The organism is Heliorestis convoluta, assembly GCF_009649955.1.
GTDB classification, from domain to species: Bacteria; Bacillota; Desulfitobacteriia; order Heliobacteriales; family Heliobacteriaceae; genus Heliorestis; species Heliorestis convoluta.
The window spans coordinates 2194921-2208701 of sequence record NZ_CP045875.1; the positions used below are offsets into that span (position 1 = coordinate 2194921).

Sequence of the window (13781 nt, forward strand, 5' to 3'; positions counted from 1 at the left end):
TCTATTGCCACTGTCGATAAAAAAAAGGAGGAGCTCCAGTGAAAGAATAGGTCACCCTCTAGTCAGCGCGATTTCTACAGCGCAGAAACAAGATGGCGCCAGGATTCATCTGGAAATCTCCTCCCGAACAAGTAAGGGTATAACTTTTTAATAAATTTCTAACGAGTGAATGCTTTTGTTGCGAGGCATAGGTTGACTAGATTTTATTCTCTTTCTTCAACTGTTCATACCACTTCGCATTCGAAACTTTGATTTTCTCAACAGGCACTTTGCCGTTGGTCATACCTGTTAAAGCAGCGTTACTGCGGGGGTTAATAGCAGCAAAGAAGATATGGCCCAGTGCTAAAAGCATGGTCACAAGAGCGGCAATACCGTGAATCGGTACGGACAATTGCAAGAGCGTCTGACCGAAAAAGCCATCGAACCAGAGAATAAATCCAGTGATAATAATAGCTACACCTAAGAAGACTTGTGCAAAAGCTTGTAATTTCTCGCCGCCATTGTACTTTCCTTGCGGTGGATATTTAAATCCTGGACTATTAAGGATATAGGGAACGAAGCCTTTGAGAAAGGCAATGTCGTCTTTGTCAAAATGAGTAATGTCACGGAGAAACTCACGCAAGTTTCTGCCGTTCCAGATAAGAGCGACGATAGGCGTGATGGCAAATACTACACCAGCAAGACGGTGAATGCGACTGGCCATAATTTTACCACCGAAGAGAGGCGCTAAGAAGTCAAAAGCCGTTGTAAAAAGTAGCAAGCCTGTCAAAGCACAGATGATAAAGCTAATCGCTCCGATCCAGTGAACGACTCTTTGATCGAGAGGGAACTTCTCAACCATCTCTACCTTTGCTACCTGTTCCTTCTTCTTAGTCATTCTTCTTGTCGCCCCCTTTCATGCGCTCATTGCGCCAGCTAAGCAGGGCTGCTCCAGCAAGACCAACGACAGTGCCTGCCAAAGCTAGCGTACCAGCCGGTTGAACGACATCTTTTAACAAGGTTAAAGAAAGGGGGGCTTGCGGATTTTCTGGCAAGTCATACTTAGAAGGTCGATCTGGTAAGAGATAGATCATACCGAGACCGCCTAGTTCATCAATCCCGTAGAGAGTGGCTTTGGGATACTGTCCTTGAACTGTTTGCAATCGTTCCTGAGCGACTCTCACCATCTCATCACGAGGTCCATACAAGATGGCGTCGGTTACGCAAGTCTTGGAACAAGCTGGTTCCATGTTGTTCCCGATGCGACCTAAGCAAAAAGTGCATTTGGACATTTTTTTGGCTCTTTGATCTATTTTAGGAATCTTAAAAGGACAATAGATCTCACAGTAGCCACAACCAACACAGTTTTCCTTAATGGTAACGACAGCACCATTGTCGGCTTTACGCAAGGCATCGTTAGGACAAGCTTTGACGCAAGAAGGTTCGCCACAGTGAAGACAACATTGCTTCACAAAATCCCATTCCATCTCACCTTCGCTATTTTTATGTTCGTAATAGCGAATCATCGTCCAGCGGTTTGGGGAAAGATTATTATGAGATTGATAGGTTCCAGTAAAGGAACCTATCTCACCCGGTAATTGATTCCACTGCTTACAGGCAACTTGACAGCCTCTACAGGCTATGCATTGCGTAATATCAACAAATCGAGCCATTCTTGTCATCTTAGCTCACCTTCCTTACATCAACCAGAAAGGCTTTGTACTCTGGTATGTGTGTATTGGCATCGCCGATATGAGGCGTAAGGATGTTGGTGATATCGCCTTTGACAAGCCCTTGGTAACCAAAGTGCCAAGTAAGACCAACTTGCTCTACTGTTTTACCTTGTACAGATAGAGTTTGTACTCGCTCTGTTACCATGGCGACCGCTTTAATGGCGCCACGGGCTGATGAGACTTCTACCATATCGCCATGCTTAATGCCACGTTCACGGGCAAGGGAAGGACTCATCTCAACGAAAAGCGCTGGCATTAGTTCAGCCAACCAGGGCATGTTGCGCGTAATAGCGCCCGTATGCCAGTGTTCGCAAACTCGCCAAGTGGAACAGACAATGGGGTATTGAGAAGCGTCGCCTCGCTCATTGCTTTCCCAGATCCGAATGGCTGGATTGTATTGTACTTTCGAAAGCTTGTTCTCTACAGGGCTTTCGTAAGGTTCATAATGCTCTGGAAAAGGTCCTTCGTTCATGGCATTCACAGAATAGAAGCGAGCCTGTCCTTCCGGTAGCATGATGAAAGGACTGGTACCGCCCGCTTCTTGCGGAGAGCGAGTCGGTGCAAAATCAGGTACATCATAACCAACCCAGCGCTCTTGCTGGGGATCCCACCAGATAGACTTCTTTTCTTCGGACCAAGGCTTTCCAGAAGGATCACAGTTGGCACGGTTGTAAATAATTCGACGGTTGGCAGGCCAAGCAAAGCCCCATTCTAGATAGACACCAAGGCCAGAAGGATCATCAGTACCACGACGCTTGGCGTTGTTGCCAGCTTCTGTGTACATACCGCTGTAGATCCAGTTACCACAGGCTGTGGTGCCGTCATCTTGTAAAGCGCCAAAGCCAGGCAGTTGCTGACCTGTTGTTAGATCTTTGCCGTTAATCTCTCGAGCAACAGCATCGACAAAGCTCGGTAGATTTTCAGAGGAGCCATAATTCCATGTAAGATACTTAATAGGCTCATCTTCAGGCTTGTTGCTATTTTCATAGTGAGACTTGATGGCTCTAGCAATGTGATCAATAATCCAAGATTCTTGCTTTGTATCGCCAGGACCTTCTACAGCTTGCCAACGGTATTGAATTAACCTTCCGCTGTGCGTCACTGAGCCTTCTTTTTCTAAGAACGATGTGGCTGGAAGTAGAAAGACCTCTGTTTTAATATCTTTTGGATTCACGCCAGGGCGTTTCCAGAAGGCTGCTGTTTCATTTTCGAAAATATCGATCTGAACCATCCAGTCGAGTTCTTCCATCGCCTTGGCTTCGTGGTTCGTGTTCGGTCCCGATACAACAGGGTTTTGCCCCCAGTTAAAGAGACCTTTGATCGTACCTGCCATCATATCTTCAAAAAGGGCGATATGGGAATGGTTAGCCCCTCTCTTTTGCTTGGGAAGGTAATGATAAGCTAGGTCGTTGTCAAGGTTCGCATGATCGCCCCACCAGGCTTTCAAGAGACTGGCTATAAACTTGGGTCGGTTTGTCCAGAAACCGCCTTTTGGTGTCGTAGCATTGTAGGCAGCCAGATCGACATGGTCGCCATCGTTCGGCGCAGGCATATAGCCCGGTAGTAAATGAAAGAGACAGGCCATATCCGTCGATCCCTGAACGTTGGAGTGACCGCGCAGAGCGTTTACACCGCCACCAGGGCGACCGACATTGCCTAGTAATAATTGCAGCATAGAAAGAGCACGACAGTTCTGCGCTCCTACAGTATGTTGTGTCTGTCCCATGGCATAAAGAATCGTTCCTGTTTTATCAGGGCTTGCTGTTTCGGTGAACATCTCAGCCACTTGCAAAAACTTCTCTTTAGGCATGCCGACAATGGAACAAACAGTGTCTACATCGTAGCGAGCGTAATGCTTTTTCATCATCTGGAAGACACAACGAGGGTCTTGTAAAGTCATGTCTTTGAGGGGGTTGCCTTGTCCATCGGTTTTGTAAGCCCAAGTCGCTTTATCGTAGGTTCTTTTCTCTTCATCGTAACCAGAGAAGAGACCTTCTTCGAAGTCATAGTCGTCATGGACGATGTAGGATGCGTTCGTATAGTGCAGTACATATTCGTGGTGGTAGCGACCTGTCTCGAAGATATAGTGGAAAAGGCCTCCGAAGAAAGGAATGTCAGTACCGCTTCTCATGGGCGCGTACAGATCCGCTCTTGCTGAGGTACGAGTAAAGCGTGGATCTACGTGAATAATCTTAGCGCCTCGCTTCCTCTTCGCTTCCATCAGCCAAGTGAAGGAGACAGGGTGATTTTCAGCAGCATTACTTCCAATAATAAGAGCACAGTCCGTGTTCTTAAAATCAATCCAGTGATTGGTCATAGCACCTCTTCCGAATGTGGCCCCCAGACCGGCGACCGTAGCGCTATGTCATATTCGGGCTTGGTGCTCAATATTGATAACGCCAATGGAGCGCATCAACTTGGAAATTAAGTAAAGATCTTCGTTATTTAATATAGAAGAACCGAGGCTGGCGATGGCTTCTGTGCGATTGACGATAACATCTTGTTCGTTCTTATGTACAATAGAAGCGTTGCGAGTCTCTGCTGTTAATTCACCAATGCGCTTGAAAGTCCATTCCCAAGACTTCTCTTCCCAAGACGTAGCGCCAGGCGCGCGATAGAGAACTTTGGTTACACGTTCATCGTTCTTTGCAGTCTGGAATGAAGCAGCGCCTTTGGAACAATTCGTACCTTTGTTGACGGGGTTGTCAGGATCACCTTCTACGTTCACCAGCTCTCCATTGACTGTGTGACAAATGACGCCACAGCCCCCGGAACAGAAACAGCAAATGGAAGTCGTTTCTTTGGCATCGGCAATCCGCAACCTTGGCGTGCTTGCTTCTAGACTATCAAGCGAAAAGCCTAAGCTTGTAGCCATGACGGCTGTGGTCGCGCCTGATAACTGCAGAAAGCGTCTGCGGCTTAATCCGGACATGTGGTTCGCTCCCTCCTTTGAATAATCAGAAGATTGTGCACCTTTGACACCCTATCATTCGATAGGGCACATTCAGAATCCAAAAAATTCTTAACCTTCTTAGTCTACTCCTATTATAGTGAATACTTACCCATACTGTATTCCTGCAGACCTTACCTGTCAAGAGTATGCACGGTTTAAAGCAAAGTTCTTGTCGGAATAAAAAGAAAAATCAGGGATTGAGTCGGTAGAGAGCCCAGGCTAGATAGGTCGCAAAGCTAGACCAAAGGGCATAAGGCAGAAAAAGCAGGGCCGAAAGACGATAATAAGGCCAGGATACAAAGACAAGCAAAAAAGCAGTGAGCGCGATTAAAGCCGTATTAAGAACAGAGAGAAATAGATTTTTGCTTACCGTTTGACCTGCAAAATAGATAAAGACAAGGAACACATTGGCAAGAAAAGATCCTTTCCAAAGCCAGCCTAAATTACGCCAACCGACTTTGTCTTGTAAAAGAGCCACCGACAAAGCAATTCCTCCATAGATAAGCATCCAGACAAGGCCGACAACGGCACCAGGTGGAGACCAGGCTGGCTTATTCAATGACTGAAGCCACCGCTGATCCATGGGGAATAAAAAGCTGGGAAGAGTATATAAAGCATACGTCGCAATAAAAGTGACGATTGACCGCATAGGGCAGGACCTCCTTTGCTTAAAACACTGAGGTAGGTTCTGTTGTATTACTTAAAAAGAGGCCAGAAGCGCTTGTACTCCTGACCTCTGTGGGGTTGCTTGACGATTACTGCATATTGTTGTTTTGCTGTTGAGCCTGTGTAACCGATTGTTGAGCTTGTTGAATTTGTTGTTGTGCTTGTTGTAGCTCTTGCTGTTGCTGTGCTGTTGCTTGTGCACCCATTTGAGTTTGAGCTTGCTGAAGTTGAGTTTGAGCTTGCTGAAGCTGCGTTTGAGCTTGTTGCATTTGTTGAGGGTTGTTGCTTTGTTGCGCTTGCTGGACCGCTTGTTGCGCTTGTTGAATGGCTTGTTGAAGCTGCTGAGTTTGCTGTTGTTGGTTTTGCTGGTTCTGTGGCATTCTTAGAATTCCTCCCTAAAATGTAAGTAATAATTTTCTATTGGAATCGATAACCTGTCTTTAAAATTTGTAAATAGCCATTACTTTATACTGGAGCAAAATACCAATTGATGGACAAGTCCCGAGTCCTGCTGACTTTTCCCGATTACGTTGGGGTAACTTTACAGAGGGGCCAGGTCATCACGCTTTCCTCCGCTCTGGACTGGTCCCACGCTGTTACCGCCAGCAAGCTGGCGACAGCTGAGGTCCCAAGTCCCGCTGCGGAAAGCGTGATGCCCTGGCCCAGAGGGTTTTTTGCTGATTGTTACTCTCGTTGGAAGAGCGTTGCGTAACTTCCTGCTATGCTTACGCAACTGCCTATTGTATTTGCAATAGGTCAATACGTAGTCACAACAAGCAAGATGTACCTGGGGCAGGCGTTTATCATTCCGTAGAGAGGACTTCAGACCTCAGCCATCGGCAGCTTGCTGCCGCTCATGGCGTGGGATGAGTCCGTTCGGAGGAATGATAAACGCCTGCCCCCACAGCAAACTTTGCCAACCATTATGCTACTTTTTGCCAACCCCATAAAGAAAAAGCAAAGACAAAGAATACTACAGAACCTACGAAAAAGTGACAAACTTTGCAGGACATTTGCTTGCTGGTTACGAAGGTATGTAGGTCAAAATATTATTCCGTAAAGTAGGGACCTGCCAATGCAAGCTATGATTGAATTAAAAGAAGTGGAAAAAGAATTTAGCGGCCAAGTAATTATTCCACCGCTATCTTTGAAGATAGAAGAAGGGGAATTTTTTACTTTACTAGGTCCTAGTGGTTGCGGGAAAACAACGCTCATGCGGATGATTGCTGGCTTAGAATTGCCGAGCAAGGGAGAGATCTTACTAGCAGGTCAGGCCGTCACGAAACTGCCGCCTTATAAACGAGATGTCAATATGGTTTTCCAGCAGTACGCTTTATTTCCCCACATGAGTGTAGAAGAAAATATCTGCTTCGGTCTAAAAATGAAAAAAGTAGCTCTTGAGGAACAAAAAAAGCGGGCCGAAGAAGTCATGGCTCTTACAGAATTGATGGAATATCGCTATCGTCGTCCTAAAGAGTTATCAGGTGGGCAACAACAAAGAGTTGCCATTGCACGAGCGATTGTGAACAATCCCAAAGTTTTACTCTTAGACGAACCGCTTGGCGCTTTAGATTTTCAACTGCGCAAACATTTGCAGTTAGAACTTAAAAAATTACAAAAAAATCTTGGCCTTACTTTTCTCTATGTAACCCACGATCAAGAAGAAGCTATCACCATGTCTGATCGCATTGCTGTTATGAACAAAGGTCAGTTAGAGCAAATCGGCAGTGCTCACGAGATTTATCACAAGCCGAAGACACGCTTCGTGGCAACCTTTATTGGAGAGAACAATATTTTTCAACAGGATGAAAGGTACTACGCGCTTCGTCCAGAGAAAATCAATCTTCATGATCCACTCAAAACGCAAGAATGTACATATCCCTTATACCGAGGTATTATTGAAGATATTGTCTTCTTAGGCAACATTGATAAAGTCTTTGTTCGAATGGTTGACGAGAGCCTTGATCTTTCTGTCTTTATGGCCTATCAGTATTTTGATGACAAGCGTCGTTGGCAAGTAGGAGAAGAAGTTCTTATCGGCTGGGAAAGCAGCGGCGCTGTGAGGGTTGGCTCATGAGTCGGGGCCGTTGGCTAGCTTATCCAGCCTTAGCATGGCTTTTTCTTTTTTTCTTATCGCCTCTACTCATTGTTGTCTTCTTGTCTTTTATGCAACGAGGCACTTATGGGCAAGTCATATATCAATTTACGACGGAGAATTATCTGCGTTTTTTTGAACCTCTTTACTTGCAGATTTTCGGTGATACCCTGGTTATGGCCTTTTTTACGACGGTAGTTTGTTTTCTCTTAGGCTATCCCATCGCCTATCAGATTTCAAAGCTAACACGGAGCTGGCAAAACCTTTTCTTGCTCCTTGTGATGGTGCCTTTCTGGATTAACTTTCTCATTCGATCTTATGCCTGGGTGATTATCTTGCGTTCTCAAGGCATGGTGAACACTTTCTTATTGGATTTGGGTTTGATTGAACAGCCTCTCAATCTCCTGTATAACTTTGGCGCTGTTTCTCTGGGGATGGTGTATGCGCACTTGCCTTTTATGATCTTGCCGATCTATGTCTCTTTAGAACAGCTCGATCGTCGTCTTTTAGAAGCAGCCTATGATCTAGGAGCAACGCCGATAAAAACTTTCTTCTATGTCACCTTACCACAGACTTTGCCTGGCATTATAGCGGGCTCTATCTTGGTCTTTGTATCTTCCTTAGGTATGTTCGTCATTCCAGATATTATGGGTGGCGCTAAATCTGCTTTGATTGGCAACTTGATTCAGAATCAATTTCTATCGGCTCGAGACTGGCCATTCGGTTCTGCCCTCTCCATGATGCTAGCCTTTTTCTCTTTGATTCTAATCTATCTTTATTATAGAGCCTTACAAGCCCAACAAGGGAAGGAGGAGAAAGGGTGAAGCCGTTGCGACATCGTCTGCTTTTTACCTATACCATGGCCGTCTTGGCTTTTCTCTACATTCCGATTGTGGTGCTTGTACTTTACTCTTTTAATGCCTCGCGCATCAATGCCCAGTGGAGTGGTTTTACTTTTGATTGGTATATTTCAGCGTTTCAGAATCGATATGTTATGGAGGCGCTCTATAACAGTTTGACCATCGCTCTGATCGCGATGATCGTCTCCACGGTGCTAGGTACGATGACGGCACTGGCCCTTCATCGTTACAAGTTCCGGTGGAAGGGTGCAATTCACAGCCTGATCTACTTACCGATCCTGATCCCGGAAATCGTAATGGGCCTTTCGCTCCTTGTGCTTTTTAGCCAATTGGCCATTCCACTTGGTAAGCTTACGGTGGTGATTGCTCATATCAGTTTCTGTATTTCTTTTGTCGTGATTATTGTTTTAGCTCGCCTCGAAGGGTTGGGCAAAGACCTAGAAGAAGCGGCACAAGACTTGGGCGCTACCCCATGGCAGACCTTTCGCTATGTTACCTTTCCACTCATATCACCAGGTGTTCTAGCCGGTGCCTTGATGGCCTTTACGCTTTCTATTGATGATTTTGTCATTAGCTTCTTTGTGGCGGGGCCTAATTCGACGACCTTGCCTCTTTATATCTATGGTATGGTAAAAAGAGGTGTATCTCCGGAAATTAATGCTCTTTCAACATTGCTCATACTTTTCATTGTAATCGTTACGGTGGCTCTGGTTATTTTGCCGGAGCGTTTTCAGAGTCGCGTAAGCGATAAGAAAGCGCAGCGGCAGATGCCTTTCTAATAATAATGAAAAAAGGGGGATTCCTTGTGTTTTGGGGTAAGAAAAGAAAACTAGTTGCCCTTCTTCTAACTGCTTTCTTTGTCGTAGCTCTTCTTTCGGGTTGTAGTGGTGGTGACGGTTCTTCGAGGAGTTCGCAGGTTCTAAACATTTACAGTTGGGCCGATAATTTCTGTGAAGATGTGATTGCTGATTTTGAGCGGGAATATGGTGTCCGTGTCAATTATGATAACTTTTCAAGTAATGAAGAGTTGTTAGCGAAGATTCAAGCCGGTGGTGCCCAATATGATCTAATTCAGCCTTCTGATTATATGGTTTCTACCATGATTAAGCTTAATTTGTTAGAAGAGATTAACAAAGAGAATATACCGAACTTGAGCAATATGGTGACAACTTTTGAGAAACCTCCCTATGATCCAGAAGACAAGTATTCCATTGTTTACACTTGGGGTGTTACAGGTATTGCCTATAATCCCAAGTATGTAAAAGAAGAGATTACGAGCTGGGAAGACTTGTGGAATCGGGCTCATCAAGGCCGTCTTGTTCTGCTTAATGATTCTCGTGAAGTAATTGGTATGGCTCTGAAGAAAAATGGTTTCTCCAATAGCAGCCGCGATGAAGGGGAAATTAGAGAAGCTGTGGAAGACCTAAAAGCTTTGCTTCCGAACTTACTCGCTTTTGATACTGATACGATTAAGCAAAAGTTTATTGCAGAGGAAGCTTGGATTGGCACAGTTTGGTCTGGCGATGCTGCTTTTATCTACGAAGAAAATCCTGACATTGAATTTGTAGTGCCGAAAGAAGGCGCAACCATCTGGGCTGATACCTTTGCCATTCCCAAAGGTGCTAAGAACAAAGAACTGGCCGAGAAGTTTATCAACTATATTCTTGAGCCAGAAGTTAGCGTAAGAAACTATGAATATATTGGCTATAGCAACCCTAACAAGGAAGCCTATCCACTTCATAACGAAGAATATCGCAACAATCCCATGATCTTCTTAAGCGATGAAGAGATGAGCAATACGGAGTGGCTTGAAGATGTGGGGGACGTACTGCCCCTCTATGATCGCTTGTGGACTGAGTTGAGAGTGGGTCGTTAGTACAAAAATAGCTACTTTGTGGTGGGGGCAGGCGTTATGAATTCCTTCCGAACGGACTCATCCCACGCCATGAGCGGCAGCAAGCTGCCGATGGCTGAGGTCTGAAGTCCTCTCTCCAGGAAGTCATAACGCCTGCCCCAGGTACATCTTGCTGGTTGTGACTGAGTTTTGGCCTATTGCATTGCAAATACAATAGGTAGTTGCGGATAGAAGAAAGTTTCGCCAAGCTATTTCAACGGAAGTAACAATCAGCAAAAACCTTCTGGGACTGGGCATCACGCTTTCCGCAGCGGGACTTGGGACCTCAGCTGTCGCCAGCTTGCTGGCGGTAACAGCGTGGGACCAGTCCAGAGCGGAGGAAAGCGTGATGCCTAGTCCCCTCTATGAAGTAACCCCAATGTGATCAGGAAATATTGATTTTCATCAGTGGTTGTGCCCGACCGGGCATGGGGGATTAGTACGCAATAAAGAAAGACCGCCTTCTCTCTAGAGTCATCGATAGCTATCGAATGACTGCTTAGAGAAGGCGGTCTTTCTGTTTTAGTTTATACGAGATCGCGAATCAAAGTTTCGCGGTCTCCATAGAGATAGTCGATGATAGGAACTTCAATCATCGTATAAGCACCAGGCTTCTGCTTAAAAGTAGCTCTCGCTGAGGCGATCAATACTTGGGCTGTTAAAGCAGGATTGTTAATACGCATTTCGAACTTGAGCAATTGGTTGTGACTTGATCCGGAAACACCTTTTCTTTCCATGAGAACACCATGACCCATGTCGACCAAGTCGCTTACTTTAGGAACTTGGGTTACGTGGGTTTCATCGTTTTTGAAATAGCTGTCCGTAAGAATGGCTTGTTCTACCGTCTTAAAGTCAGCACCTTCTTCTAATTCTACATACACCATGCGGCGATGAACGCTGGTGCCTAGTGGAATGGTCATGGAAAGGGCATCGCGAACGCCCTCAATGGACTTGGCCGCAACAGAGTGACCCATGCTCATGCCAGGTCCAAAGTTGGTGTAACTAAGACCTTTGGGAGTCATAAATTCAAAGATACTGCGAATCATAGAGTCGGTGCCGGGATCCCATCCGGCAGAAATGATGGCAACACTGTTATGTTTTTGCGCCACTTCTGCTAATTCTCGCCGTAAGTCAACAAGGGCACCATGGATATCGTAACTGTCAACGGTATTGATTCCTAAAGCAAGAATTTCTTTGGCTTGTTCGGGAACAGAACGAGTGGGCGTGGCCAAAATGGCTACATCTACAGGTCCTAGGTCTTTGATGGAAGCAACGACAGGGACGTCTGTTAATTCTTTTGGCTTTTCTTGGTTCATAGAAGAAGCTCGGCGAACAACACCTGCTACTTCCATATCAGGTGCTGCGTCAATGGCTTGCAGCGAATACTTTCCGATGTTACCATAGCCTACGATGGCGACTCTTAGTTTCTTTTCCATCCCTTCACACTCCTAGGTAAATTCTTGTATTTTTCGACAAATACGCTTGTTTATTGTATCAGGTATGGGTCATTGGGGGCAACCCGTTTGGTGCAGATTCAGAGCATGTGATACGAAAATAGCATAATCTTTCTGGGACAGGGCATCACGCTTTCCGGAGCGGGACTTGGGACCTCAGCTGTCGCCAGCTTGCTGGCGGTAACAGCGTGGGACCAGTCCAGAGCGGAGGAAAGCGTGATGCCCAGGCCCCTGCACGAAGTAACCCCAACGTAATCAGGAAACGTTGATGTTCACCAAATAATTGTGCCCGTCGCCTGGCAATGCAATGGCACGGGAACACTTCGTTTAGCAGCTATATGCATCAATCCTTACAATCCCCTCGCCTTCGCTTGATTATGTAGCGATCCCTAGATTCGTGACACAAGATAAGCAGAATATAAGATAACAAAAGCGCCAGTTACTGATAGAAGTAACTGGCGCTCTCATTATATCTACTGTGATAAGATATCTCTTTTACTGTTGTTCAAGATAGTTTAATACATTCAAGAAAAGCACAGCGGCTTGAGCGCGTGTGGTGATACCACGAGGTTCAAAGGTGTTGTTGGCGTGACCATTTACAATACCTTTTTCTGCTGCTGTGGCAACATAAGGTGCTGCCCAGTCTGCAATTTCACTGGCATCAGCGAATGTGAGGGTAGCGTCAGATAGTTCCAAACCTAGCGCTTTCGCAACGAATGTGGCCATTTCATCTCTAGTGATTTTTTGTTCAGGCTTTAAAGAGAAAGTGCCATCACCATTGTCATAACCATCTAGAATTCCTGCATCAACAGCAGCAGAAACAGCGGCTTTATAATCATTGTAGATTAGACCAGCGTCAGTGAAAGGTAGGTTTTCTTCGCCAGACTCAAGGCCAAAAGCACGAGCTGCTAGAACAAAGAACTCTACACGTGTGATTTCCTGATTGGGCTTAAAGGTTTTATCTTGATAGCCCATGATCAAGCCTTTTTCGAAAGCTTCTAGAATTTCGGCTTTTGCCCAGTGACCTTCAATATCAGTGAGTACTGCAGGAACTTCCGCAGTTCCTTCTGTACCAAATTCCAGCGTTTTAGCCAGAATCATCAGCGGAGAGGCTGCATTGGTTACGTCCATTAGAGCGATACGAACTTGATAAGCGCCCGTTGCCAGCGCTTCTTCGACGTTAAAAGGTAGAACATATTCTTCGTAGAGAAGTTCAAGTTCTTCTTGCGTCAAAGCTTCTACGTCTTGACCGTTCAGTTGTAGACGAGTAAATAGATCTTCCATGTTCACATCAGCGGTCACATCAACGATATCAGCACCTTTTTGCAGTTGACCGTAGGCTGCCAATAGGGCGAGCAGATCCTGTTGGTTGTCAGCAATCATCAAGGAGGCTGTTCCATGAGAGAATTCACCTTCTGTTAGTTCTGCTTGTAGTTGAAGAGAAAAAGCTTCTCCCATAGCAGCACGTAGAGCCAATTGACCTAGTTCAGGAGATGTAAGGAGGTCCTCAACAAGGGCATCTGTGTCCATTTCAAGAAGCAAAGCTTCTAGATCTGTTGTCCCCATTGCTTCAGGGTTCACAACGCCTTCTTCCGCTACAGCTAGAGGCAGGAAAGTAAAGAGCATTGCGAAAACAAGCATAGGTGCTAGAAAGGTACGCATTTTGTGCATCAAAGCGAGATCCTCCTCTTTTTGTGAATAAGATATAAAATGTTGAATGCGGTAACGGTACATAAAAGATTTCTAAAAAACCTTAAAGAAAACTTACCAATAATAAAATAAAAATAAAGCATAATACATGGTAAGCTTCGAAAAAGAAAGAAATCTTGTGCACATAGTGTACCATATTGAAATAACCCTGCCAAAAGCGAAAAAAAGATACCCACAGTGTTTATTGTAGAATAAACGCCTGTGGGTATCTTTATCTTAAGAATCCTATCTTTTAAACGGTCATGGATAATGGTGACAATCTAGGATCGCAAAAAGAAAAGTAAAAGAATGGGCAATGTAAAAGCCATCAAAGCAAGAAGATAGGTTGTTACGGCAGCTAGCTTTAATCCATTGCGCCACTGCTGTCGCCCATAGTTAATGGTATAAATCACAACGGCCATAATCGTTAACAATAATATCAACTGCCCTATATTCAT

The 13781-nt window shown here is 45.2% G+C and carries 12 protein-coding genes; 4 read left to right on the top strand and 8 right to left on the bottom strand.

What is annotated here, in order from left to right; translation table 11 throughout:
• Nucleotides 1-196 precede the first annotated feature (196 nt).
• The 5 genes from FTV88_RS10540 to FTV88_RS10560 form a co-directional block, all read right to left on the bottom strand.
• Entirely contained in the window at nt 197-877 is a 681-nt protein-coding gene (locus tag FTV88_RS10540; RefSeq protein ID WP_153725584.1) for a formate dehydrogenase subunit gamma, read from the bottom strand.
• A complete protein-coding gene (locus FTV88_RS10545) occupies nt 870-1661 on the bottom strand; it encodes a 4Fe-4S dicluster domain-containing protein (protein WP_153725585.1) in 792 nt (263 codons plus the stop codon). The genes FTV88_RS10540 and FTV88_RS10545 overlap by 8 nt, the downstream gene beginning before the upstream one ends.
• A gap of 1 nt (nt 1662) precedes the next feature.
• Nucleotides 1663-4644 (bottom strand): formate dehydrogenase-N subunit alpha, encoded by a 2982-nt coding sequence (gene fdnG, locus FTV88_RS10550; RefSeq protein ID WP_153725586.1) that lies wholly within the window; start codon nt 4642-4644, stop codon nt 1663-1665.
• A 211-nt stretch (nt 4645-4855) separates the two neighbouring features.
• Nucleotides 4856-5314: a TspO/MBR family protein gene (locus FTV88_RS10555; protein WP_153725587.1), complete on the bottom strand. Its 459-nt coding sequence runs from the start codon at nt 5312-5314 to the stop codon at nt 4856-4858.
• 106 nt (nt 5315-5420) lie between these two features.
• Nucleotides 5421-5711, bottom strand: coding sequence for a hypothetical protein (locus tag FTV88_RS10560; RefSeq protein WP_153725588.1), 291 nt, complete (start codon nt 5709-5711; stop codon nt 5421-5423).
• A 695-nt stretch (nt 5712-6406) separates the two neighbouring features.
• Between FTV88_RS10560 and FTV88_RS10565 the strand changes: the two genes are divergently transcribed.
• The 4 genes from FTV88_RS10565 to FTV88_RS10580 are packed head-to-tail and all read left to right on the top strand — an operon-like array spanning nt 6407 to nt 10162.
• Nucleotides 6407-7408, top strand: coding sequence for an ABC transporter ATP-binding protein (locus FTV88_RS10565; protein ID WP_153725589.1), 1002 nt, complete (start codon nt 6407-6409; stop codon nt 7406-7408).
• Nucleotides 7405-8250, top strand: a complete 846-nt coding sequence (locus FTV88_RS10570) for an ABC transporter permease (RefSeq protein ID WP_153725590.1) — start codon at nt 7405-7407, stop codon at nt 8248-8250. The genes FTV88_RS10565 and FTV88_RS10570 overlap by 4 nt, the downstream gene beginning before the upstream one ends.
• Nucleotides 8247-9065, top strand: a complete 819-nt coding sequence (locus FTV88_RS10575; protein WP_279236764.1) for an ABC transporter permease — start codon at nt 8247-8249, stop codon at nt 9063-9065. The genes FTV88_RS10570 and FTV88_RS10575 overlap by 4 nt, the downstream gene beginning before the upstream one ends.
• Before the next feature lie 26 nt (nt 9066-9091).
• A complete protein-coding gene (locus tag FTV88_RS10580; protein WP_279236766.1) occupies nt 9092-10162 on the top strand; it encodes a polyamine ABC transporter substrate-binding protein in 1071 nt (356 codons plus the stop codon).
• Nucleotides 10163-10707: 545 nt separating this feature from the next.
• Here FTV88_RS10580 and FTV88_RS10585 read toward each other — a convergent pair.
• The 3 genes from FTV88_RS10585 to FTV88_RS10595 all read right to left on the bottom strand — a co-directional run bounded on the left by FTV88_RS10585 (nt 10708) and on the right by FTV88_RS10595 (nt 13781).
• Entirely contained in the window at nt 10708-11616 is a 909-nt protein-coding gene (locus FTV88_RS10585; RefSeq protein WP_153725592.1) for a diaminopimelate dehydrogenase, read from the bottom strand.
• Nucleotides 11617-12129: 513 nt separating this feature from the next.
• Nucleotides 12130-13305 carry an S-layer homology domain-containing protein gene (locus FTV88_RS10590; RefSeq protein ID WP_243137510.1) on the bottom strand — a complete coding sequence of 392 codons (1176 nt, stop codon included), beginning with the start codon at nt 13303-13305 and terminating at the stop codon, nt 12130-12132.
• A gap of 299 nt (nt 13306-13604) precedes the next feature.
• Nucleotides 13605-13781 (bottom strand): hypothetical protein, encoded by a 177-nt coding sequence (locus tag FTV88_RS10595; protein ID WP_153725594.1) that lies wholly within the window; start codon nt 13779-13781, stop codon nt 13605-13607.

Coding starts and splice junctions, on each gene's coding strand:
- FTV88_RS10540 (WP_153725584.1), bottom strand. CDS start 877: ATGACTAAGAAGAAGGAACAGGTAGCAAAGGTAGAGATGGTTGAGAAG.
- FTV88_RS10545 (WP_153725585.1), bottom strand. CDS start 1,661: ATGACAAGAATGGCTCGATTTGTTGATATTACGCAATGCATAGCCTGT.
- FTV88_RS10555 (WP_153725587.1), bottom strand. CDS start 5,314: ATGCGGTCAATCGTCACTTTTATTGCGACGTATGCTTTATATACTCTT.
- FTV88_RS10560 (WP_153725588.1), bottom strand. CDS start 5,711: ATGCCACAGAACCAGCAAAACCAACAACAGCAAACTCAGCAGCTTCAA.
- FTV88_RS10565 (WP_153725589.1), top strand. CDS start 6,407: ATGCAAGCTATGATTGAATTAAAAGAAGTGGAAAAAGAATTTAGCGGC.
- FTV88_RS10570 (WP_153725590.1), top strand. CDS start 7,405: ATGAGTCGGGGCCGTTGGCTAGCTTATCCAGCCTTAGCATGGCTTTTT.
- FTV88_RS10585 (WP_153725592.1), bottom strand. CDS start 11,616: ATGGAAAAGAAACTAAGAGTCGCCATCGTAGGCTATGGTAACATCGGA.
- FTV88_RS10590 (WP_243137510.1), bottom strand. CDS start 13,305: ATGCACAAAATGCGTACCTTTCTAGCACCTATGCTTGTTTTCGCAATG.
- FTV88_RS10595 (WP_153725594.1), bottom strand. CDS start 13,781: ATGAATATAGGGCAGTTGATATTATTGTTAACGATTATGGCCGTTGTG.